Consider the following 24,335-nt stretch of genomic DNA (forward strand, 5'->3'; position numbering starts at 1 on the left):
GATATTAGACTTGTTTTAGAGTTGTCATGAATTTGGATGTCATTTTTATAACGGTATCTAATTCTTCAAGAAGTAAGTTTAATTGAGGCTCTTGTATAAAACTTAAATCGAAGGCAATCAACAATTGTGTTTCTATCTCGTAAGCAGAGCCCAAGGTTATATGTAGAAACCGTAAAAATTCTTTATTGGATGTTCTTGATGTACCTTCAGCAATGTTTGAAGGCATAGAAACAGATGCTCTACGAAGCTGATTAGTTAATCCAAATTTTTCAGATTCAGGAAAACCAGAAGTAGTGTCATAGATTTTAGAGCAAAATAATCGACTCCGTTTCCAAATGTCTAATTCCTTAAATCTATGCATGCAATCTAAATTTCAGTCTTATCTAACTATCTAATAATCGAAAAATCTAATCTAGTATTGCTCAGAGTCATTAGGGAAATCAACTGACTTTACATCATCAGCGTACTGTGAAATTGCTTGCGTCATGTCCTCATAAAGGTTCATATAGCGGCGTAAAAAACGTGGATGAAATTCATGTGTCATGCCTAACATATCATGAAGCACCAAAACTTGTCCGTCTACACCATTACCGGCTCCAATTCCTATAATGGGAATGCGTACACTTTGGGCCACTTCTTTTGCTAATTTGGCAGGTATTTTTTCAAGTACTATGGCAAAACAACCAATACGCTCTAGCATTTTAGCATCTTCAATTAAATTGGCAGCTTCCTCTTCCTCTTTAGCTCTAACAGTATAAGTACCAAATTTGTATATAGATTGTGGTGTTAATCCCAAATGTCCCATAACAGGAATTCCAGCATTTAAAATACGCTTTATAGAATCTTTAATGCCCTTACCGCCTTCAACTTTTACGGCATGTCCACCACTTTCTTTCATAATTCTTATAGCAGAACGTAAGGCTTCTTTGGGATCACTTTGGTAACTTCCAAAAGGTAAATCTACAACAACCAAGGCACGATCTACAGCTCTAATTACCGAGGATGCATGATAAATCATTTGGTCTAAGGTAATAGGGAGTGTGGTTTCATGGCCAGCCATGACATTACTGGCCGAATCACCAACAAGGATAACATCAACGCCTGCGCCATCAACAATTTTGGCCATGGTATAATCGTATGCTGTAAGCATGGATATTTTTTCACCATTGGCTTTCATATCCACTAAGGTTTTTACTGTAATGCGCTTATATGCTTTTTTGGCTACAGACATGATTGTGTTCAATTTTTAGATAGGCTACAAAAGTAGTAAAACAAATTTGTTTGTACAGTAAATTTTATTGAATGGTCTGGTTGTTCACCTTAACATTTTTAAATGTAATACCATCAACAATAGATGCATCGTACTCAGCATTTTTAGTTTCAATGTTTAGATTTTCAAAAGTGAAGTTAGAAAGTTTATCATATTCGGTAATCTTCATGTCATAAAAAATGTCACATTTTAAGTCAATATTTTTCATGGTAATATGATTGCTATAAGATAGTGGTACGTCCTCACGACCTTTTAAATCAAAAAACTGTGTCCATGGTTTTATATAAATAAAGCTATGGGCTTGACCTGTAATATTTTCGACGGTAATATACTCGTATTTTTGAGGTGTGTCCGGACGCATTTTTAGCCATAACAAGCGTTTGGCTTCATTTACAGTACAATTGCGCATCACTATGTTTCTGTTATGGAGGGATTCGCTACCGTTGGTTAGTGCCGCATGGCAAAAACCAAATTCACAATCTTCAATAATGATATTGTAGTTACCACCATTGCTAAAGTTTTTATCGGCCCAAGGACCTTTTCCGCCTTTTAAAGCAATGGCATCATCATTAACAGCCATATAACAACCTTTAACAAGCACATTGGAGCAAACATCTATATCGATAGCATCTGTACTTGGAGCTTTTATAGGCTCGTGGGGAGACTTAATATTTAAGTCAAGGATTTTAACATTATTACATTGGTAGTAGTGACTGGTCCAAAAGCCGGAATTGTGCAATTTAACATCTTGTACTTGCACGTCGTCACATTTCCAGATGAATACTAATCGGGGCCTAGACACTTCTAGATTAGTACATTTGGGGTTTTCCTCTCGTCTTTGCCAAAATGCTTTCCAAAATTTTAACCCATTACCATCTATTGTACCAGTTCCTGTAATGGTAAAGCCATTAATTCCAAAGGCATTTACTAAAGCAGAAAAATAGGAAATACTTTGGCCTTCTATTCTAGAGGGTATTTTGGGATAATCATTAATATCATCCGATCCCTTTAAAACACCACCTTCCATAACGTGCAAGTGCGTATTGGGCTTAAAGAAGAGGGCCCCGCTTAAAAAGGTGCCCTGAGGAACAACTACAACACCGCCACCATTTTTGTAAGCTTCATCAATGGTGTTTTGAATGGCTTTGGTTTGCAGCAAAGTACTATCGTTTGTTGCTCCATAATCTGTTATCTTATAGAACGTTCCCAATTTGGTTGGATTTATTTTGGTAGTGTCTCTAAACCAAGCAGGTATTTCGGTACCATCAGGAAATGTATCGACTTTGGCAACAGTTTGTTTTGGTTCTGGTTTACAGGATACTAAAGTAATAGCAAATAATAATAAATAAAAGGTTCTCATTAGTTTAAGTTGTTCTGTTTAGTTTAAAAAAAATTCAAGAGAAACAAAAATACTAAATAGACCGCTAATGCTGGGTGTTTTAATCGAGAAATCTAGCAATCTGATACATGCACCCCAACAGCCAAACCGCCTTCTGATGTTTCTTTGTATTTAGAATTCATATCCTTAGCTGTTTCCCACATGGTATTAACGACTTTGTCTAGTGGAACTTTGATGTTTTCAGGGTTTGTTTCCAGTGCTAATTCTGCGGCATTAATGGCTTTTATGGCTCCCATGGAATTACGTTCTATACATGGTACCTGCACCAAGCCTGCAATAGGATCGCATGTTAATCCCAAATGGTGTTCCATGGCAATTTCAGCGGCTATTAAAACTTGTTCTGGTGTACCACCAAGCAATTCGGTTAGGGCGCCAGCTGCCATGGCAGAAGACACGCCTATTTCGGCTTGACAACCACCCATGGCTGCCGAAATAGTAGCTCCTTTTTTAAAGATACTGCCTATTTCACCTGCTACCAATAAGAACTTTTTAATATGCTCAAAATTGGCCTGATGATTTTCAATTACCATATAATACATGAGTACGGCAGGAATAACGCCAGCACTTCCATTGGTTGGCGCTGTAACCACACGCCCTAGTGAGGCATTGACTTCATTAACGCTCAATGCAAAACAGCTTACCCATTTTAATATTTGACGAAACTTAACTTCGGTTTTACGAATCACTTCCAACCATTCTTGGGGAGTACTATATGGTAAATTTCCTTTAAGGTTATTGTGTATATCGTTTGCACGCCTTCTCACATTTAAGCCGCCTGGTAAATTCCCTTCGGTATGGCATCCAATGTACATACATTCTAGCATAGTATCCCAAATGCGTTGCAGTTCAAAATCTATGTCTTTTGCTGTTCGAATGGATTTTTCATTTTCTAAAACAACTTCAGATACAGGTAAGTTAAGCGTTTTACAGTAAGTGAGTAGCTCTGCTCCCAATTGTACAGGGTAAGGAAAGGTTTGGAAAATTTCTTTGTTTCTCTTGGCATTTTTGCGTTCTTCTTTAACTACAAACCCACCACCTATAGAATAAAATGTCGATTTTTTGTTTTTTCCATTTACAGTGGCTGTAAATACTAAAGCATTAGCATGGAATGGAAGGAATTTAGCGTTAAAAACGATGTCGTTTTCTGGATTGAATATAAGTTGCTTATTACCTCCAAAAGTAATGGTTTTATTGTTTTTAATAGAATCAATAATAGTTTTAATAGCTTCTATAGGTATTAATTCTGGATTAGCACCACTTAATCCAAGCATAATGGCCAGATCTGTAGCATGGCCTTTTCCTGTTAATGATAAAGAACCGTACAAATCCACTTTAACTTTTTCAACACCGTCGAACATATTGGCTTGTTTCAATTCTTTTATCCACCGCTCGGCAGCTCTCCAGGGGCCAAGCGTGTGTGAACTAGATGGACCAATCCCAATTTTTAGCATATCGAAAACAGAAATACATTCCAAAATTATATATATTATAGTTGGTTGTAAAAATAGGTTTTTCGAGAATATAACTTTAAAATAATTCAAAGTTTTAAAGTAGACCTGCTTTTGAACTCGGGCTACTTGCCAAAGAACTACGTCGTCTTACTTTAGAGGTGCGTCAGCCTAGTTCAAAGGTTGTTCAATTCAGTTCAGAACATCGCCGACCGAGTTCGGAGCTACGTGAGCCTAGTTCAGAACACTGGCAACCGACCTCTGAACTCCGCGGACCGAGTTAAAAGGTGCGTCAGCCCACCTTTAAAGAGGACCAACTTAGTTAAACGCCAAAAATGACACCTTGTCAGTCTTTTTTCTGTTGGCATAATCATTGACTTTAGTAAAAAGAATTTTAAAACGAAACATTCAACACAATAAATAAAAAATATTATGAGTAAAATTATTGGAATCGATTTAGGAACAACCAACTCTTGCGTTTCTGTTATGGAGGGTAACGAGCCCGTTGTGATCCCAAACGCAGAAGGTAAGCGTACTACGCCATCTGTTATCGCTTTTGTAGAGGGTGGTGAAATTAAAGTTGGTGATCCTGCAAAACGACAAGCAGTAACAAACCCATTAAAAACGGTTTATTCTATAAAGCGTTTTATGGGCAATAAATATTCTGAGTCTAAAAAAGAAGCCGAACGTGTTCCTTATAAAGTAGTTAAAGGAGATAATGATACACCACGTGTAGATATTGATGGCCGTTTGTATACACCTCAAGAGTTATCTGCCATGATTCTTCAAAAAATGAAGAAAACAGCTGAAGATTATTTGGGACAAGATGTAAGTGAAGCGGTTATTACTGTACCTGCTTACTTTAATGATTCACAACGTCAAGCCACAAAAGAAGCTGGTGAAATTGCTGGCTTAAAGGTTAGACGTATTATCAATGAGCCTACCGCAGCAGCATTGGCTTATGGTTTAGATAAAAAAGGTAAAGATCAAAAAATTGTAGTATTTGACTTTGGTGGCGGTACGCACGATGTATCTATTTTAGAGCTTGGTGATGGTGTTTTTGAAGTATTGTCTACCGATGGTGATACACACTTAGGTGGTGATGATGTAGATGAAAAAATAATCAACTGGTTAGCGGATGAATTTAAAAAAGATGAAGGTATGGATTTAAGAGAAGATCCTATGTCGCTTCAACGTTTAAAAGAAGCTGCCGAAAAAGCTAAGATTGAATTATCATCTTCTGCACAAACTGAAATAAATTTACCTTATATAACAGCAACTGCAAGTGGACCAAAGCATTTAGTACGTACATTAACACGCTCTAAATTTGAACAATTAATAGACGATTTAGTAAAGCGTACTATAGCACCTTGTGAAACAGCATTAAAGGCGGCTGGTATATCTAAAAGCGATATTGACGAAGTGATTTTAGTAGGTGGTTCAACACGTATCCCTGCCGTACAAGCAGCTGTTGAAAAATTCTTTGGAAAAGCACCTAGCAAAGGAGTGAATCCAGATGAAGTTGTATCGTTAGGAGCTGGTATACAAGGTGGTGTATTAACAGGTGATGTTAAAGATGTGTTACTATTAGATGTAACTCCGTTATCACTTGGTATTGAGACTATGGGTAATGTAATGACTAAACTTATAGATGCCAATACAACCATTCCTACCAAGAAATCACAGATATTTTCTACAGCAGCAGATAATCAGCCATCTGTAGAAATTCATGTATTACAAGGAGAAAGGGCTATGGCTGCTGATAACAAAACAATTGGACGTTTTCACCTAGACGGTATTCCACCAGCAAAGCGTGGTACACCACAAATTGAAGTAACGTTTGATATTGATGCGAATGGTATTATCCACGTAACAGCTACAGATAAAGCAACAAATAAAACACAAGATATTCGTATTGAAGCGTCATCTGGATTAACAGAAGAAGAAATCCAAAAAATGAAAGCTGATGCTGAAGCCAATGCGGAAGCTGATAAAAAAGCAAAAGAAACAGCTGAAAAGCTAAATGCTGCTGATGCTATGATTTTCCAAACAGAAAATCAGTTAAAAGAATTTGGTGACAAATTATCAGATGATAAAAAGAAACCTATTGAAGAAGCATTAGAAGAACTTAAAAAAGCTTTTGAATCTAAAGACTTAGCGGTTATTGATCCTGCTTTAGAGAAAATTAACGAAGCGTGGAAAGCTGCTAGTGAAGAAATGTACAAAGCGCAAGCAGAAGCACAGCAAGGTGAGGCACAGCCTGGACCAGATGCGAGTCAAAATGGACAGTCATCAGAAGGCAGTGATGTTGAGGACGTAGATTTTGAAGAAGTGAAATAATCACTTTAAATCTATAATACATTTAAAAAGAAGCAATCCAGTATTTGGGTTGCTTTTTTTATGGATGCATTTAGTATATTTGATGAAATCAATTCCTCAACATGGCCACAAAACTTACCGAGTTATTGCACATAAAACATCCGATTATACAAGCGCCGATGTTCCTCGTGTCGAATACGGCAATGGTTATAGAAGCTATGAAATGCGGCATTGCTGGTTGTATACCAGCACTTAATTACAGAACTTTAGAAGAATTGCGAGCTGCTATCCAAATCTTAAAAAAAGCGAAAGTATCGGGTGGTGCTTTTGGGTTTAACCTTATTGTCAATAAATCTAATATCAAGTACAAGGATCAATTACAAATCATTTGTGAGGAAGGCTGTGATTTTATAATAACCTCTCTAGGTAGTCCTGAAGAAACAATACGAGAGGCTCACAAGGTTGGTATAAAAGTATTTTGTGATGTGGTCGATTTAAAATACGCACTTAAAGTAGAGGAGCAAGGCGCCGATGCCATTATCGCGGTCAACAATCAAGCTGGAGGCCACAGGGGAAGCATAGACCCTAAGGATTTAATTGAACAGTTGACAAGTCATTGCAAGATTCCCATCATTTCAGCAGGCGGTGTAGGTTGTAAAGCAGATGTAGATAAGATGTTAGGCTATGGAGCTGCAGGAGTTTCTGTAGGAAGCCCTTTTATAGCCTCAGAAGAGGCAACTATAACAAACGAGTACAAACAGGCCTGTGTAACCTATGGCGCTGATGATATTGTTATGACAGAGCGAATTTCTGGCACACCTTGCACTGTAATAAACACACCCTATGTTAAAAAGATAGGCACGAAAGCCACATGGTTAGAATCCATTTTAAATAAAAACAAAAAGCTAAAAAAATGGGTGAAAATGATTCGGTTTGCTATTGGTATGAATGCTACAAAAAATGCAGCAACCAAAGCTACTTATAAAACAGTTTGGGTTGCTGGACCAAGCATAGAACACACTCATGCTATATTACCTGTAAAAGCTATAGTTTCCCGTTTAATTTCCTAATTTACTAGAGCTACGTTTTTCTTTTTTCTCTTTTTTTATTACCTACAAATAAACTAATTGTTGCGCTCATTGTTAATCCTCCCAATGTTGTTGCAACCAACTCACCAGTATCAAACCTATTATTTTCCTTACCACTATCATAAACTTCTTTAGCAAGTCCTGCTAAGGCAGAAGCACCCAAACTCATCCAAAAGGCTTTTTTCTTATTTTTTGTTGTGGTATAAACAACAGCGTAAGTAGTTCCAGAAATCAAGGCACCTGCCCCAAAGTGTAGTTTGTCATCAGTTGAAATAAACTGAGCTTGACACATCAAACTTCCTGCAAAAAATAAAATAAATAGGGTCGTTACTGTCTTCATAAACTGTAATTGTGAGGGTTAAATATCAAATCTATAAGTTTATATTTCAAATAAAGCATAAATTCGATTTTATATAGTTTTTATACGATAAATAGATTAGATATATTTTAGGAATAATGTATAAGTTGCACACGTTTAAATATAATCCTATTAAATTGGTATGCTTTAAAATATATATATTAATTTTAAAGCACTAAATTAAATTAATGAAACAAAGAGCATTAGGGAACAACGGTTTTGAAGTTAGTGAAGTAGGCTTGGGCTGTTGGCAATTAGGAGCAGATTGGGGGCAGGATATCTCAAACGAAGCGGCTCACAATATTTTAAATGAAGCTGTTAAAAATGGAATCACGTTTTTTGATACTGCAGATGTATATGGCAACGGTAAAAGTGAAGCCATTATTGGGGAATTTATAAAAACATGTGAAGTACCTATTAGAATAGCTACAAAGTTTGGAAGGGCTGGCAACGCCTATCCAGATAAATACACTAAGGATGTTTTGCGTAAAACTATTGAAGGCTCATTAAAGCGGTTAGGGGTGGATACATTAGATTTATTACAATTACATTGTATACCAACACGCTATCTAAAACAAGGCGCCATTTTTGATTGGCTTCGTGAATTACAGCAAGAAGGCCTCATTGCACATTTTGGTGCTAGCGTAGAAACGGTAGAAGAGGGTTTGATTTGCATACAGCAAGACAACCTATTGTCTTTACAGGTTATCTTTAATGTTTTTAGACAGAAGTTAATTACCCATTTATTTCCACAAGCTCAAGCAAATGGTATTGGTATTATTGTGCGTTTGCCATTAGCTAGTGGCTTATTAACAGGGAAATTTGATTCTAATACTACCTTTGCTGAAAATGACCATAGAAACTTTAATAGAAATGGAGAGCTTTTTAATGTAGGGGAAACTTTTGCAGGTTTACCATACGAAAAAGGTCTGGAGTTTGTAGATAAAATTAAAACAAGCATACTGCCTAACAATTTAACTATGGTACAATTAGCTTTACGTTGGATATTAGACCACCAAGCTGTAAGTTGTATTATTCCCGGTGCAAGTAGCCCCAATCAAGTGTTATCTAATGCTGAAGTATCCAATATAAATAACTTGACCAAAGAAACACACACGGCATTGACCAATTTATATGAAACTGAAATAAAACACCAAATACGTGGTGGTTATTGACCGATTATTACCAGACTAACTAATTAAAAATCATTAAAAAGATTATATACATGAAGATAAGAAGCTTGGGGATAACTTTAACGTTATGCTGTTTCGCCATGTTCAATTGTACAAAAGCGCCTAATCTAGAAAAAGTAGGATTGTATAGAACATTTGAGCATACCATAGAAAACAACAATGCTTATAGCAATAAGTTTACTGATGTTGATTTGAAAACAACATTTATCTCGCCTTCAGGAGTCGTAACTGATTTTTTTGGATTTTACGACGGCGATGGCAAGGGTGGTGGTGATATGGCTACAGGAACTATTTGGAAAATGCGTTTTATCCCTAATGAGATTGGAACATGGCTCTATAAATGGTCATGGAGTGATGGCACTAAAGGAGGCGAAGATCAGTTTATCTGTAGTACAGAGAACGCAGGAAAAGGTATTTTAAAAGCCTATAAAGAAAACCCTAGGTGGCTGGCATATAATGGAACAGATCCTGTTTGGTTAAAGTCGTATTACGAAAGCGGTCATGGCTCTATTGGGCAGCCTCTGGAATGGATAACCAAAAACGTCTATCAACCTATTATAGACCGCGGTTATAATCATTTTCAAGTTAACTGGTTGCTGTCACTTTGTTGTTTTGAGCAGTATTACCATGATGGCCCAGAACCCATTGTTAAAGATTTAGCGCTCTACGAAGACGGAAACCCGTCCAGTACAATGCGTTTAAAGGTATGGAACCTCATGGAGCAGCATGTAACATGGTTAAACAATCATGATATTGGTTTGCATATGTTTCTGGGGTTTGATGGCAGTAGAAATGGCGGTCCCAAATGGTCAAATTTAAGTAATCTTGAGAAAGATTTTTATGTGCGCTATGCAGTAGCACGTTTGGCACCTTATGCCAATATAGCAGGCTGGAGTTTTGTTTGGGAGGTTCCGGGCGATAGGATGGATCATGAGCTTGGATGGGCACAATTGGTAAAAAAATATGATGTTTTCAATCATTTGCGTACATATCAGGATGAGCACCCGTTAAAGAATGAATATCAGCGTTCAGAATATAATTTTGCCGCGATAGAAAACCATTATATAGCTTCGGAAGATCGGGATATAGACCGTTTACAATGGAAAACGCCTTGGACACACCATGAAGCATGCTTAGTTGGGTATGTACCAGGCAAACCAGTATATATGATTGAGGGTAATGCCCTTTGGAGACGTTATTGGCAAAAACGTAGTAAGGCTACACAGGATGATTTACGGCGAGCGGCTTGGGGTTGTGTTACAGCAGGGGCTTCTTTTAATTGGTGTGGACACGCAGGGGAAGACTCCTTAGTGGCTTTTGGGCCTGAAGGGTTACCATTTTTTGAAGATGACAACCCTTATACAGCTTCAGCCAAGGCTATAGATGTTTTAAGTGACATAATGAATGATGAAGTGACCTTTTATAGCATGGAGCCATCAGATTACTTGCTTTCAAACCATGATGCTAAAAATGTTTGGTGCCTGTCAGAAATAGGTAGTCAATATTTGGTGTTCTCAGTAGCTGGCAGTCCATTTGCAATACAACTTGAAGCAGGTGAGTATCTTAGCATAAAATGGTTGGATGCCAAAACAGGTAAAGCCAACAAACAAGATACTATTACTGTGAAACATACTAATAGTTTGAATTTTACACCACCCGATAACTTAACCGATTGGGTATTAGTGATAAAAAAGAATTAAAGCCTTAAAATATTATTTTTGCAAAAATGCTTTAACTTAGCATACTTAACTTTTTAGACAAGGTGGCCTTAATATTAGGCCACTCTTCTTTTAAAATCCCATAGCAGCAAGAGCTTCTTTTAAATCCATCAAGCATCAAGATGTCTTTTCGCAAAATACCTTCAAGTTTAGCTCCCAGTTTTTCAACCGCTTTTCTAGATTTAATATTGCGCTCATCAACCCTAAATTCAACTTTGTCAAATACTAGGGTTTCAAAAGCATATTGAAGCATTAAAAATTTCATATGTAAATTCAACCCAGTTCCTTGAAATTGGGTACCTATCCACGTCCAACCGATATGCATAACCTTATGGTGCCAATTAATAAACCCAAAACGGGTGCAACCGGCATAGGCATTGTTTAGCTTATCGAATACAATAAAAGGTAGGGCTGTTTTATGATAATAATCATCAACAGCCATTTGCACATAGGTTTTTAAATCATCTGCAGTGTCAATCTTGCTGGGAGAATATTGCACTAAGTTAGGCTGTTTCGAAATATCGCTTAAGTGTTTATAATTACTTAAATCCAATAAAGATAATTTTACACGGTGGTTTTCTAAGGTTGGCGCTTTCATAGTAATACTTTCCTGTAAAAACAGGAAACTGGTGGTAATTTTAGGTTAATTTTTATTTTCATTCATCTGTCATTTTGTACTTTTACAGCCGCGATTAAAAATACGATATTTTATGCCATTAACTAAAGAAACTATTATAGCGAATGCAAATGCTGCTTGCAAGAACACCTTAATGGAAACCTTGCAAATAGAGGTTGTAGATTATGGTGAAGATTTTTTAGTAGCTAAAATGCCTGTAAATTCTAGGGTTCATCAACCTGATGGGGTATTGCATGGAGGTGCTACTGCAGCATTGGCCGAAAGTGTAGGTAGCTTTGCGTCAGTAATTTTTATTGATGCCGAGAAGTTTTTTGTAAGGGGCATAGAAATTACGGCAAACCATTTGAAAAGTATAAAGTCTGGGTATATATATGCCAGGGCCACATTTATCCATAAAGGAAAGACAACTCAATTACTGGATATTAGAGTAACGGACGACGCTGACAATTTAATATCGGTTTGTAAACTAACCACTATTTCGTTGCCAAAAAAAGTTAGTTGATGACTTCAAAAGATTTTTTTAAACGTATTGAAACCCAGTATCATTCCCATTTACCTTTTGTAATTTATAGAAAGCCCAATGCGGTTAAAATAAATGCTTTGCTTCAACAAGATAACATGCTTCACGTAGCAAAGACTTTTACCGAAAAGGGGTTTGTGTTTTCTCCATTTGACGATGCTCTAGATACTGTTTTAATACCATTTGGGAATTCAGAAACTTTTAGTTTTGATTTTAAAATTGATACGCCTATTCGTTTTGGGACTAAACCGTTAGATATAGAAAACAACAAAGGTGCGAAACAGCAACATATAGAACTTGTAAACAGGGGCATTGAGGCCGTAAATAGAGGTGAATTTAAAAAAGTTGTGTTATCGCGTGAAGAGCGTGTTCCAATGACTGATTCCAATCCTATAACTATTTTTAAATCTCTGCTAAACCAATATATTTCTGCCTTTGTATATTGTTGGTATCATCCTCAAGTGGGGTTGTGGTTAGGAGCTACACCAGAAACACTTATAAAGATTGATGGGCAACAATTTTCAATAATGGCGTTGGCAGGAACACAAGACTACAATGGTACGTTGGATGTTGTTTGGCATGACAAGGAAATACAAGAACAAAAGTTTGTTACAGATTTTATTGTTGATAATTTACAACCTACGGCAGAGCGCTTGCGGATTTCTGATACAGAAACTGTAAAGGCCGGTAATTTACTGCATTTAAAAACAATAATTTCGGCTCGTCTTAAACCCAATGTAGTACTTAAGGAGGTTTTAGAAGCATTGCACCCTACACCAGCTGTCTGTGGTTTCCCGAAGCTGAAAGCGAAGCAATTCATTTTAAAAAATGAACCTTATAACCGTTCTTTTTACACAGGCTTTTTAGGTGAGTTGAATTTAAAAACCACCAATGCCGTTAGATTGGGTAAGCGAAATATTGAAAATAGGGCCTATGCTATAAATAAGAGCAGTACTCAATTATATGTTAATCTAAGGTGCATGCAGATGGTTAACAGTACTGCTATTGTGTACGTGGGTGGAGGTATAACGGCCAATTCTAATGCCGAAAGAGAATGGCAAGAAACCGTTTCAAAATCCTTGGTTATTAAAAATGCATTGTAGTTAGTATAATTACCAAGCTATTTATTACTTTTACACATAGATTAAGAACATATGATTTACCCAAAAATCCCACTTGCACAAACCGTTGTGCAACTTTGTAAATCTAAAGGAATCAAACACATTGTTGTTTCGCCAGGCAGTAGAAATGCACCTTTAACAATAGGCTTTACAAACGATTCATATTTTAAGTGTTATAGTATTGTAGATGAGCGTTGTGCTGCCTTTTTTGCTTTAGGAATTGCCCAACAAACACAAAAAGCTACCGCAGTTGTTTGTACGTCGGGTAGTGCGCTGTTAAACTACTATCCTGCTATTTCTGAAGCTTACTACAGCAATATTCCTTTGATAGTACTATCGGCAGATCGACCAAAGCACTTAATAGGTATTGGAGATGGACAAACCATCAATCAAAAAAACGTGTTTGAGAACCATATTTTATATTCAGCCAATCTTAAATTAGATCTAAAAGATGAGAAGAATGTACCTGGCAATGAAGAATTGCCCATAATTAAGAATATTGAGGATAAGTTGGAACGCTTTCTGGGGTTACAAAAAGATATTCAAACCTTTAATGAGGAAGAAATAGATACGGCTATTAACTTTTCTGTTTTAAAGAAAGGCCCTGTACATATCAATATTCCTTTTGATGAACCCTTGTACCTAACAGTTGATAAGTTAAGTGTTTCTCCAAAAGCAACCGAAGTTAGTACTAAACCTAAAGCCATAGAAAGCTATATTATCCAGGAATGTTTGGAAGATTGGAATTCGGCTTCCAAGAAAATGGTATTGGTAGGCGTAAACCAGCCCGACCAGTTACAAAAAAAATGGTTAGAAGATTTAGCCCAAGACGATAGTGTTATTGTATTTACCGAAACCACTTCAAATCTGCACCACAGTAGCTTTTTCCCAAGTATAGACCAAATTATAGCACCTTTAACTGAAGAAGAGCAAAAACAATTACAACCGGATATTCTAGTGACATTTGGAGGTTTAATTGTATCTAAAAAAATTAAGGCGCTGTTAAGAAAGCACCAACCCAAACACCATTGGCATATTGATGAGAAAGAGGCCAATGATACTTTTTTTTGCTTAAACAATCACATTGAAACGACTCCCGATGCATTTTTTGAAATCTTTTTACCTAAGATAACACATTATGTAAAAAGTAATTATAGTGCACATTGGGCAGCCATTAAACAAAAGCGTTTAAAAAAACACGCACAATATCTAGACCAGATACCATTTAGTGACTTATTGGTGTTCGATAAACTTTTAAAGGCCATACCCAATAACTATATTTTGCAGGTTGGAAACAGCTCTGCCATTCGATACACGCAATTATTCCATTTAAACAAAACACTAGATGTTTTTTGCAATCGTGGTACAAGTGGCATAGATGGCAGTACTTCCACAGCTTTAGGTTGTGCTGCTGTAGCTAGTAAACGAACAGTTTTTATTACGGGCGATTTAAGCTTTTTATATGATAGCAATGCTTTGTGGAATAATTACATACCTAACAGTTTTAGAATTATTGTTGTTAACAATGGGGGTGGGGGTATTTTTAGAATTCTTCCAGGGCATAAGAACACCGAAAACTTTGACACCTATTTTGAAACCAATCATCAATTAACGGCCAAACATTTAAGTGTCATGTACAATTTTGCATATAAGCAGGTATCAACAAAATCGGGATTGAATATGGCATTAAAATCGTTCTATGATGACAGCACCCAGCCTAAATTATTGGAAATATTCACTCCTAGGGAGTTAAATGACGAGGTACTTTTAAATTACTTCGAATATCTAAAATAGAAATAAGCCGAAAGCATTTAATTTTTTAGGTGTTAGTGGTTATACCTGTTAATATTATTACCTTTGTTGCATGATAAACATAGGTCAAGTTAATACATTAGAAATACTGCGTGAAACAGATCATGGAGTGTATTTGGTAGATGCTGAAAACAATGAAGTTTTATTGCCAAACAGATATGTGCCAGAAACATTTAAGATATGGGACAAAATAGATGTATTTGTTTATCTAGACAATGAAGAACGCCCCGTAGCTACTACTGATATGCCATATGTTATGCTTAATGATTTTGCACTATTACGATGCAACGCCGTTACGGAATATGGTGCGTTTTTAGATTGGGGGTTGGTAAAGGAACTATTTTGTCCGTTTAAAGAACAGGCATTTAAGATGAAGCCTAAAGGATGGTATTTAGTGTATTGTTATTTAGATGAAAAAACAGATAGGTTAGTAGCATCCAGCAAAACAAATCGGTTTTTAAGTAATAAAGAACTCACCGTTAAACAATTTGATGAAGTCGATTTAATAGTGTCCCACCCATCCGACATTGGAATGAACGTTATAGTAAATAAAACCCACCTAGGTTTGATATATAATGACCATATTTTCACCGATTTGAGCGTAGGTGATAAGCTAAAGGGCATTGTAAAAAAAATACGTCCAGGAAACAAATTAGATATTGTATTGGGCCAAATAGGTTATAGAAACATAGAGCCCAATGCTGAACGCATTCTACAAGAACTAAATGATAATAGCGGTTATTTAAGCCTTACGGACAAGTCAAATCCTGAAGCAATTAAAGTGGCATTGCAAATGAGCAAGAAAAATTTTAAAAAAGCCATTGGTACTTTATATAAACAACGTCAAATAGATATTAAACCCGATGGTATTTATTTGGTAGAGTAATGTAGCATTTCCTATTTTAGCCTTATGATTTATCAGGATACCATAGTAGCTTTAGCAACACCCTCTGGAGCGGGGGCCATTGCTATTGTTCGCTTATCTGGTCCAGATGCCATTTCATTGGCCGAAAAGCAATTCAAATCTATTTCGGGAAAGTCGCTATCAAAGCAAAAGACCCATACCATTCATTTAGGACATATTGTAGATGGTGTAAAGACCATTGATGAAGTTTTGGTCTCTCTATTTAAAAACCCCAATTCCTATACAGGGGACGATGTTGTTGAGATTTCTTGTCATGGCTCAAATTATATTCAGCAGGAAATCATTCAATTATTTCTTAGAAATGGCTGTCGTATGGCCTCGCCAGGTGAGTTTACACTGCGTGCTTTTTTAAACGGTAAGCTAGATTTAAGCCAAGCGGAAGCTGTTGCCGATTTAATAGCAAGTGATAATGAAGCTTCACACCAAATAGCTATGCAGCAAATGCGTGGTGGCTTTTCTTCAGAAATAGCAAAACTAAAAGAGGAATTATTAAACTTTGCCTCTTTAATAGAGCTTGAGTTGGATTTTGCTGAAGAAGACGTGGAATTTGCCGATAGGTCTCAATTCAATGCTTTATTAGAACGTATAAGCTTTGTCTTAAAACGTCTGATAGATTCGTTTGCTGTTGGTAATGTTATCAAGAATGGTATACCTGTAGCAATTGTAGGAGAGCCCAATGTAGGTAAATCTACTCTTTTAAATGCACTGTTAAATGAAGAACGTGCTATTGTTTCTGAGATTGCGGGGACTACCAGAGATACCATAGAAGATGAAATCTCCATAGGAGGTATTGGCTTTCGTTTTATAGATACCGCAGGAATTCGAGAAACCCAGGATGTGGTAGAGAGCATTGGTATTAAAAAGACCTTTGAAAAGATAGATCAAGCTCAGGTGGTTGTATTTCTTTCTGATGGGACCAATTTGAAAAATGACGCTGCTATTAATGCCTTTAAGGTTGAAATAGAAAAGATCAAGAACAAGTATCCGCAAAAACCCTTGGTAGTAATCGCCAACAAAATAGATAAACTATCAAAACAAGAAACTTCTAGGCTTGAATCTCAAATAACCAACCTTCACTTATTATCAGCTAAAACGGGCTTGGGAGTTGAATCCTTAACGGATAAATTGTTAAGTTTTGTAAACACAGGCGCTTTAAAAAACAATGACACAATAATCACAAATACAAGACATTACGATTCTTTATTAAAAGCTTTAGAAGAAATTAAAAAAGTAAAGTATGGTTTAGATTCAGGGCTTTCGGGAGACCTGTTGGCCATAGATATAAGACAAGCACTTTATTACTTTGGTGAAATTACAGGTGAGATTACTAATGATGACTTACTGGGTAATATTTTTGCTAATTTTTGCATCGGGAAGTAATTATCCTTCTTTTACTTTATAAGTATCTGTTTTTATTGATATTATAGATTTTTATCTTCTTTTATTTGTTGCCTTTTTGTGTTTTATTACCTAAATATGTTGCTAATATGCTGCTCTAAAGGAATTTTTGTTGCTTTTTATTTTACTTTTTAATCAATTACGTTATATATTCATTAATTTCAATATCTTTAATATTCTCTGCTGGTAATGAAAAAAAGAACGAACTTCCTTTTCCTTCAATAGATTCTAACCAAATATTGCCGCCTAGAAGATTTATTAATTTTTTTGTAATGGTTAAACCTATACCTGAACCTTCATACTTTCTATTAAATGCCCCGTTTACTTGCCTGAAAGCCTCAAAAATTACTTCTTGATGGTTTTTATTAATTCCTATTCCTGTATCAGTTACATAAAACTTTATATAAGTTTTATCACCTTTATTACAAAGATTAAACCCATAATTAATGAACCCTTCTTCAGTAAACTTAAAAGCATTTTTTAATAGATTTAATAAAACGTGTTTTAGTTTAAGAACATCTACCTTAACAACAACGGTCTTATAATTTGATGGAATTAATAAATTAAAATCTAGATGATTTTTATTAACTCTTTCCTGATGAATTTTCATTAAATCATGAATTTCATTCAGAAAATCATACAAATCAATATATTTTTTAACGACTTTAACTTGCTCGGATTGAATAAGGGACATATCAAAAAGGTCTTCAATTAATTTAAGCAAATTTTCTCCACTACTGTTAATGATTTTATTGTATTCAACAACATCATCTATCTCTGTGTCTTTATCTATTAAGCTTGACAAACCTATAATAGAATTAAGAGGTGTTCTTAATTCGTGAGACATGGTCGCTAAAAATTCAGATTTTAATCTATCAGATTCTTCAGCCTTTTTTAGAGCAGACTCTAATTTAGAAACATAAGTAATACGCTCTGTTATAACATGCTGAATACCTAAAAACCCTATAATGTCTCCTTTATCATTTAAAATAGGGTCTATAAAACTTTCTACATCTAAAAGACTACCATCCTTTTTTTTGTTTTGATAATGGGACAGTTCAACACTTTTCTTGTTTAAAATTGCTTTCCATAATTGTTCAAAACGTTCCTTGTTTTCTTTTGCTTTAAGAATTCTTGGGGTATGTTTCCCCACAACTTCATAAGCCTCGTAGCCATACATTTTAGTAAATTGCGGATTAACAAAAGTAATAATCCCCTCAGGATCGGTCATTAATACGATTTCGGTAGAGTTTTTAATTGCCGAATGCAATTTTTGTAATAAAAAATCTTTTTGTTTTCGCTCTGTTATATCTCTAAAAATTCCTGTAAAATAGCTATTTTCTTCAAATTCCCATTTTGATATAGAAAGCTCGACGGGAAATTCTGTTCCATCTTTTTTTTGTGCTAATAATTCAATTGTTTGTCCAAGCCTTCTATTTAATCCTATATTTAAAAATCGCTGTAAATGTGCTTCATTTTCTGAATCAATATTATTACTTGTTATAATCTCAAGGATACTTTTGTTTAGTATTTCATTAGAATTATATCCAAAAATGTTTTTTGCCGCCAAATTCCATGATAAAATAAAACCATAATTATCAATAGTAATTATAGCATCGGTAGCCGTTTCAATAATAGATTCATTTAGTTTCTCGAATTTTATTACCTTTTGTTTAAGAATTTCAATCTCAGCTAAAAGTTGCTCTATTGTTTTATCTTCTGTATTCATAATGGGTAGCTTTTAACTGAATATTTTAAATACTTTAGTAATATGTTTTCTATGGTTACTTACGGTTAAAGAATGCGTATACATTTCTTCAATGCCCCTATTTGTATTATTTAATTGGAAAAAAGCTAGTATACCTAACAAGAAAGTAAAAAGCAATAGTATGGTAAGACCAATATTCAAATGTGTTTGAAACCGTAGATTTTCCATAAGAAAAGAGTTTATCCTAACAAAGTTTAAGTATATATCAAAAATAAACTATGATGAATGTCAGGTTTGAAAATGAAGAGATTAATTTCATCAAAAATTACCATAAAAACAAAAAAGCATCAAATTTTTCTAATTCTAATACTAAAAGGTTCGACATTTTTTCTGTTCGCTCTACTAAACCGGGTTCAAGTACATTTTATATTTGAGTTTTTTATCTTTAAAATGGACTAAATAAAAAAACAAAAAACCTTAACTAATTGATTAAGCATATAACTTTTTATTTTTTCTGTATTTACTGATTTTTACTAATATCTGTTGTCATTTTGTTGCCCCATATTGTGTAAAGTCCTTTAAAAACAGTAAACTTCAAATATTGCATCAGGAAAATAGATTTAAGAATTTTTATACCACATTAAATAATTTATATATTTGCTGTAATGAAATTTTTAGCAACCATATTAGCAGTATATATATTAGCACTTAACATAATGCCTTGTGAAGATACTGTGATGTTTGATGATGATGCTAAAACAGAAATTTCAAAAACTACCGACGATAAACACCAACACCAAGATTCAAGTTTGTGTTCACCTTTTTGTTTTTGTCAATGCTGCCACATTAACGTAGCGCATTTCAAAATAAGTAATGCAAGTCATACTGTAAGCTATATTTCAGCTCAAGATTTTTTCTATTTATACAGATCAGAGAAAAAATTTAGTGCTTCTATTTTACAACCACCCAGAGTATAATTCAGTTTTTAAAGGATAGCCATATCCAATTCTAATCTTATACATTTCGATTGATTCTATTTCTTAAATGAGAAGAGGATCAAGAAGTTTAACTGAATTAATATATTTTCTATGATTAATAAAATCATTGATTTTTCAATTAATAATAAATTCATTATTGGTTTACTAACGCTCACCATTATAGGGACTGGTATTTGGAGCATGACAAAAGTTCCTATTGATGCTGTTCCAGACATAACCAATAATCAAGTACAGGTAATTACACAATCTCCAAATTTGGGCACAGAGGATATTGAGCAAATTATCACTTACCCAGTAGAGGTGGCTATGAGCAACCTGCCACATGTTAAAGAAATCCGTTCTATTTCACGTTTTGGATTATCAGTTGTAACAATTGTTTTTGATGATGCTATAGGAACCTATCTGCCTCGTCAATTAGTTGCAGAAAAACTCAACAAAGTAAGAGACCAAATTCCAGATGGTTTTGGAGACCCTTCCATGGGGCCCATTTCTACTGGGTTAGGAGAAATTTACCAATACACCTTAAAAGTAGAAAAGGAATATCAAAATCAATATTCTATAACCGATTTGCGGACTATGCAAGATTGGATTATACAGCGCCAAATGGCTATGGTAAAGGGTGTTGTTGAAGTTAATGCTATTGGTGGAAAAATTAAGCAATATGAAGTTGCTGTCGATCCAAACGAACTCAAGGCCATAGGATTGACTATTACTGATGTATTTGAAGCACTTGAAGCCAATAACCAAAATACAGGAGGGGCTTATATAGAAAAAAATCATCAAGCCAATTTTATTAGAGGAGAGGGTTTAGCACGTAGTTTGGAAGACATCAAAAAGATTGCCATTGAAAACACAAACAACATTCCTATCACTATTGATGATATTGCTACAGTAAGCTATGGTTCGGCCATTAGGTATGGTGCTTTAACGCAAGATGGAGAAGGTGAAGTTGTTGGTGGATTGGTAATGATGCTAAAGGGAGCCAATTCTAATGCTGTAATAGAGCATGTTAAGCAACGAATGGCACAAATTCAAAAATCATTACCAAAAGGTGTTGTTATAGAGCCTTTATTAGATCGTAGTAAATTAATTGGTAAGACAACATCTACTATTACTACAAACCTAATTGAAGGTGCATTAATAGTTGTTTTTGTTCTTATCTTCCTATTGGGGAATTGGCGTGGGGGATTAATAGTAGCTTCTACTATTCCGTTATCCTTGTTATTTGCATTTATTCTTATGAATGCATTTGGTGTTTGGGCTAACCTTATGAGTTTGGGAGCTATTGATTTTGGTATTATAGTAGATGGCGCTGTAATTATTGTAGAAAGCACAGTGTTTCTATTAACCTCCCAAGTATTGAAAAGGAAAAAGCAATTAACAACCAAGGAACGGAATGATTTGACTTCAAATGCCTCAAAGAAAATGATGAATGCCGCCTTTTTTGGTCAATTAATTATACTAATTGTTTTCCTTCCTATTTTGGCATTGCAGGGCATTGAGGGGAAAATGTTCAAACCCATGGCCTTGACTTTTATCTTTGCAATGATTGGTGTTATGGTGCTTTGCCTTACTTATGTACCTATGATGTCTGCCTGGATATTAAAGGCTCCCGAATCTGAAAAACAGTCCTATGGCGATAAATTTGTGCATGGGGTAGAGCGTAAGTATTACTATTTACTGGAGAAAGCTCTAAAAAAGGGGAGATTAATAGTAGGTATTGCTATTGTGCTATTTGGAATGGCCGTTCTTATTTTTTCAAGAATGGGAGGTGAGTTTATTCCACAACTTGATGAAGGCGATATTGCTTTTCACGCTATTTTAAAGCCGGGTAGCTCTCTTACCGAGACCATTGAAACGACCACTAAAATAGAAAGACTAATAAAAGCCAAATTTCCAGAAGTGGTAAAAGTTGTAAGTCGTATTGGTGTGGCAGAGATCCCTACAGACCCTATGCCCATGGATTTAGCAGATGTATTTGTAATTCTTAAACCTAAAGATGAATGGACCTCTGCTGAAACAAAAGATGAGCTCATTGAGGCAATAAAACAGACTGTTAACATCATACCTGGAGTTAATTATGAATTTACGCAACCTATAGAAATGCGTTTTAATGAATTACTTGAAGGTGTGCGGGAAGATATTGCCATTAAATTGTATGGTGAAGACATTGATATACTATCGCAAAAAGCAGAAGAAATAACTCAGATTATTGCAGGCACAAATGGGATAGGCGATATGAAAGCAGAAGCCACAACAGGCTTACCTCAAATGACAATAGCTTATAACAGAAGTAAATTAGCGCAATATGGCCTCCATATTAAAGCTTTAAATAAAATTGTGCAATCGGCATTTGCTGGTGGTACTGCAGGGGTTATTTTTGAAGGCGAGAAACGTTTTGATTTAGTTGTACGCTTAGATGAAGCAAACCGAAAAGATATTTCAGACATCAAAAATTTATTTATAAACCTGCCCTCTGGAGTTCAAATTCCTTTGCGTGAAGTTGCCGATGTTAGTTACAAGGCGGGCCCTATGCAGATAAGCAGGGACAATACCAATAGAAGAACCTATGTGGGTATTAATGTAAGAGGCCGCGATGTAAAGTCGTTGGTAACAGAAATAAAATCGAAGTTAGATACTAATCTTAAATTACCTTCAGGTTATTTTATTCGTTACGGTGGTGCATTTGAAAATTTAGAACGTGCCAGCAATCGTTTAAAAACCGTAGTACCTATTGCATTATTACTCATATTTGTTTTAATCTATTTCGCATTAAAATCTATACCGCAAACCTTAATGATATACATTGCTATTCCAATGGCAACCATTGGAGGCGTTATAGCATTATGGTTACGGGATATGCCTTTTAGTATTTCTGCAGGTGTAGGTTTTATTGTCTTATTTGGTGTTGCGGTATTAAATGGTCTGGTAATGGTTAGTGGATTAAACGAACTAAAAGAAGAAGGTATAACCAATTTAAAAGATAGAATTTTGGAAGGTACAAAACGAAGAATAAGACCTATTATGCTAACGGCTTTAACAGATGTGTTGGGCTTTTTGCCAATGGCTGTTTCGGCATCGGCTGGGGCAGAAGTACAGCGTCCATTGGCAACCGTTGTTATAGGGGGCTTATTAACAGCCACATTGCTAACCTTATTTATATTACCTATTTTGTACCATTGGGTAGAAAGTAAATCATTTAAGTTTAATAAAAAGTTGGCTGTTACGCTAGTTATTGGATTCTTAACAGTTGCTTTTCCGTCAAAAACAAGTGCTCAATCAGTATTAGATACCTTGCCAAAAATAACTCTGGATGAAGCAGTTAAAGTATCTAAGAGTAATTATCCGCTGTTAAGACAAAAGCAATTGGAAGTTAACAAACAGGAAAACTTAATGGCTACAGCCTATGATTTTGGTTTCACACGGTTATTTACTGGCGGTGAGGAAATCAATGAAGAAAACGCCATTTACACCACAATTGGTGTCGGTCAGTCTAATATCGACTTATTTGGAATTGGAGCAAAAAGAAAACTGCAGGAGCAACGCATTCAATTGTCTCAAAAAGCACTACAATTATCTGAATTGGAATTAGAATTGGAAGTAAAAAAAGCTTGGGCAAGATGTTATCAGGCCAAAAGAAATTATCAGTTATACAGTGAATTGGATTCAATCTATGGTAACTTTGAGCGGGCCGTAGCTTTAAATTTCGAAGTGGAAGCCATTTCAAAACTGGAGTATTCGGCAGCTACAAGCCAAGTGTTTCAAATTCAGAACAAAAAAGCGCAAGCCTACAGAGATTATAGAATAGCCATACAACAGCTAAACCTTTGGTTGTTTGTTGATAAAACCTATACGGTTGTTGATGTGTTTGATGCCATAACGTTATTTAAAATGGAACCAATTTCATTAAATGAACACCCAGCTGTTACAATTTCTGATAATCAAGTTCGCTTAGCAGAAGCAGAATATAAAGCAGCTAAAGCTAATAACTTACCAAAATTCAATATTCAAGGAGGGTTGCAAAAAGTGAACGGAGAATCAGGGTATTATAGCTATCAGGCAGGGATATCTATTCCTTTTTTATCTGGCACAAATAACGCTCGAATTAAATCGGCAAAAATTGATAAAGAAATAGCAATAAGTAATTTGCAATTCAAAAAACAAGAGATGCAATCTAGGTTTATTCAAGCAAAAGAGCATTACTTAAAATGGAAAACTACGTGGGAATTTTACAAAAATCAAGCATTGCCATTAACGAAGAACCAAAAATCCGGGGCCCTTTTAGCGTACAAAGAAGGTGAAATAGATTACTCGACATTTACGCAATTGGTAAAAGAAGCAGTGCAAATAGAATTGGATGCCCAAAGCGCATTAATTAACTATTTAGAAAGTGCATTTCAACTACAATATTTTAATTTATAAT

General features: G+C 35.4%; 18 protein-coding genes. 11 read left to right on the forward strand and 7 right to left on the reverse strand.

Features of this window, described 5'->3' with window-relative positions; genetic code table 11:
* Positions 1–4: 4 nt before the first annotated feature.
* The 4 genes from AC5SR4_RS14460 to AC5SR4_RS14475 form a co-directional block, all read right to left on the reverse strand.
* Positions 5–361 (reverse strand): four helix bundle protein, encoded by a 357-nt coding sequence (locus AC5SR4_RS14460; RefSeq protein ID WP_495356986.1) that lies wholly within the window; start codon positions 359–361, stop codon positions 5–7.
* Between the two features lie 51 nt (positions 362–412).
* The gene (gene panB / locus AC5SR4_RS14465; RefSeq protein WP_495356987.1) at positions 413–1,231 is read right to left on the reverse strand and encodes a 3-methyl-2-oxobutanoate hydroxymethyltransferase; all 819 of its coding nucleotides are present in this window, start codon (positions 1,229–1,231) and stop codon (positions 413–415) included.
* 64 nt (positions 1,232–1,295) lie between these two features.
* A complete protein-coding gene (locus tag AC5SR4_RS14470; RefSeq protein WP_495356988.1) occupies positions 1,296–2,630 on the reverse strand; it encodes a rhamnogalacturonidase in 1,335 nt (444 codons plus the stop codon).
* 92 nt (positions 2,631–2,722) lie between these two features.
* Positions 2,723–4,144 carry an L-serine ammonia-lyase gene (locus AC5SR4_RS14475; RefSeq protein WP_495356989.1) on the reverse strand — a complete coding sequence of 474 codons (1,422 nt, stop codon included), beginning with the start codon at positions 4,142–4,144 and terminating at the stop codon, positions 2,723–2,725.
* A gap of 405 nt (positions 4,145–4,549) precedes the next feature.
* On the opposite strand from AC5SR4_RS14475, the gene dnaK reads away from it, so the two are divergent.
* Both dnaK and AC5SR4_RS14485 read left to right on the forward strand, forming a co-directional pair.
* Entirely contained in the window at positions 4,550–6,457 is a 1,908-nt protein-coding gene (gene dnaK / locus AC5SR4_RS14480) for a molecular chaperone DnaK (protein WP_495356990.1), read from the forward strand.
* Positions 6,458–6,558: 101 nt separating this feature from the next.
* Positions 6,559–7,506 (forward strand): NAD(P)H-dependent flavin oxidoreductase, encoded by a 948-nt coding sequence (locus tag AC5SR4_RS14485; RefSeq protein ID WP_495356991.1) that lies wholly within the window; start codon positions 6,559–6,561, stop codon positions 7,504–7,506.
* A gap of 10 nt (positions 7,507–7,516) precedes the next feature.
* Here AC5SR4_RS14485 and AC5SR4_RS14490 read toward each other — a convergent pair whose 3' ends face one another.
* Positions 7,517–7,864: a hypothetical protein gene (locus AC5SR4_RS14490; RefSeq protein WP_495356992.1), complete on the reverse strand. Its 348-nt coding sequence runs from the start codon at positions 7,862–7,864 to the stop codon at positions 7,517–7,519.
* A gap of 206 nt (positions 7,865–8,070) precedes the next feature.
* Between AC5SR4_RS14490 and AC5SR4_RS14495 the strand changes: the two genes are divergently transcribed.
* Together AC5SR4_RS14495 and AC5SR4_RS14500 are read left to right on the forward strand one after the other, a co-directional pair.
* Positions 8,071–9,057, forward strand: a complete 987-nt coding sequence (locus tag AC5SR4_RS14495; protein ID WP_495356993.1) for an aldo/keto reductase — start codon at positions 8,071–8,073, stop codon at positions 9,055–9,057.
* Positions 9,058–9,107: 50 nt separating this feature from the next.
* Positions 9,108–10,775: a DUF5060 domain-containing protein gene (locus AC5SR4_RS14500; protein WP_495356994.1), complete on the forward strand. Its 1,668-nt coding sequence runs from the start codon at positions 9,108–9,110 to the stop codon at positions 10,773–10,775.
* 31 nt (positions 10,776–10,806) lie between these two features.
* On the opposite strand, the gene AC5SR4_RS14505 is transcribed toward AC5SR4_RS14500, so the two are convergent.
* Positions 10,807–11,391 carry a GNAT family N-acetyltransferase gene (locus tag AC5SR4_RS14505; protein WP_495356995.1) on the reverse strand — a complete coding sequence of 195 codons (585 nt, stop codon included), beginning with the start codon at positions 11,389–11,391 and terminating at the stop codon, positions 10,807–10,809.
* A 112-nt stretch (positions 11,392–11,503) separates the two neighbouring features.
* Here AC5SR4_RS14505 and AC5SR4_RS14510 point away from each other — a divergent pair, with 112 nt between their 5' ends.
* The 5 genes from AC5SR4_RS14510 (at position 11,504) to mnmE (ending at position 17,188) form a co-directional block, all read left to right on the forward strand.
* A complete protein-coding gene (locus AC5SR4_RS14510; RefSeq protein WP_495356996.1) occupies positions 11,504–11,932 on the forward strand; it encodes a PaaI family thioesterase in 429 nt (142 codons plus the stop codon).
* On the forward strand, positions 11,932–13,053 hold the full coding sequence (locus tag AC5SR4_RS14515) for a chorismate-binding protein (protein ID WP_495356997.1): 1,122 nt from the start codon (positions 11,932–11,934) through the stop codon (positions 13,051–13,053). Before AC5SR4_RS14510 ends, AC5SR4_RS14515 begins: the two co-directional genes overlap by 1 nt.
* A 51-nt stretch (positions 13,054–13,104) precedes the next feature.
* Positions 13,105–14,865, forward strand: a complete 1,761-nt coding sequence (gene menD / locus AC5SR4_RS14520; protein ID WP_495356998.1) for a 2-succinyl-5-enolpyruvyl-6-hydroxy-3-cyclohexene-1-carboxylate synthase — start codon at positions 13,105–13,107, stop codon at positions 14,863–14,865.
* 70 nt (positions 14,866–14,935) lie between these two features.
* A complete protein-coding gene (locus AC5SR4_RS14525; RefSeq protein WP_495356999.1) occupies positions 14,936–15,769 on the forward strand; it encodes a CvfB family protein in 834 nt (277 codons plus the stop codon).
* Between the two features lie 24 nt (positions 15,770–15,793).
* A complete protein-coding gene (mnmE, locus tag AC5SR4_RS14530) occupies positions 15,794–17,188 on the forward strand; it encodes a tRNA uridine-5-carboxymethylaminomethyl(34) synthesis GTPase MnmE (RefSeq protein WP_495357000.1) in 1,395 nt (464 codons plus the stop codon).
* A 157-nt stretch (positions 17,189–17,345) separates the two neighbouring features.
* Here mnmE and AC5SR4_RS14535 read toward each other — a convergent pair whose 3' ends face one another.
* Positions 17,346–18,935 carry a PAS domain S-box protein gene (locus AC5SR4_RS14535; RefSeq protein WP_495357001.1) on the reverse strand — a complete coding sequence of 530 codons (1,590 nt, stop codon included), beginning with the start codon at positions 18,933–18,935 and terminating at the stop codon, positions 17,346–17,348.
* 644 nt (positions 18,936–19,579) lie between these two features.
* Between AC5SR4_RS14535 and AC5SR4_RS14540 the strand changes: the two genes are divergently transcribed.
* Together AC5SR4_RS14540 and AC5SR4_RS14545 are read left to right on the forward strand one after the other, a co-directional pair.
* On the forward strand, positions 19,580–19,891 hold the full coding sequence (locus AC5SR4_RS14540) for a DUF6660 family protein (protein ID WP_495357002.1): 312 nt from the start codon (positions 19,580–19,582) through the stop codon (positions 19,889–19,891).
* 111 nt (positions 19,892–20,002) lie between these two features.
* Positions 20,003–24,334 (forward strand): CusA/CzcA family heavy metal efflux RND transporter, encoded by a 4,332-nt coding sequence (locus tag AC5SR4_RS14545; RefSeq protein WP_495357003.1) that lies wholly within the window; start codon positions 20,003–20,005, stop codon positions 24,332–24,334.
* Position 24,335: the final 1 nt, after the last annotated feature.

This window comes from Aestuariibaculum scopimerae, from assembly GCF_059428085.1.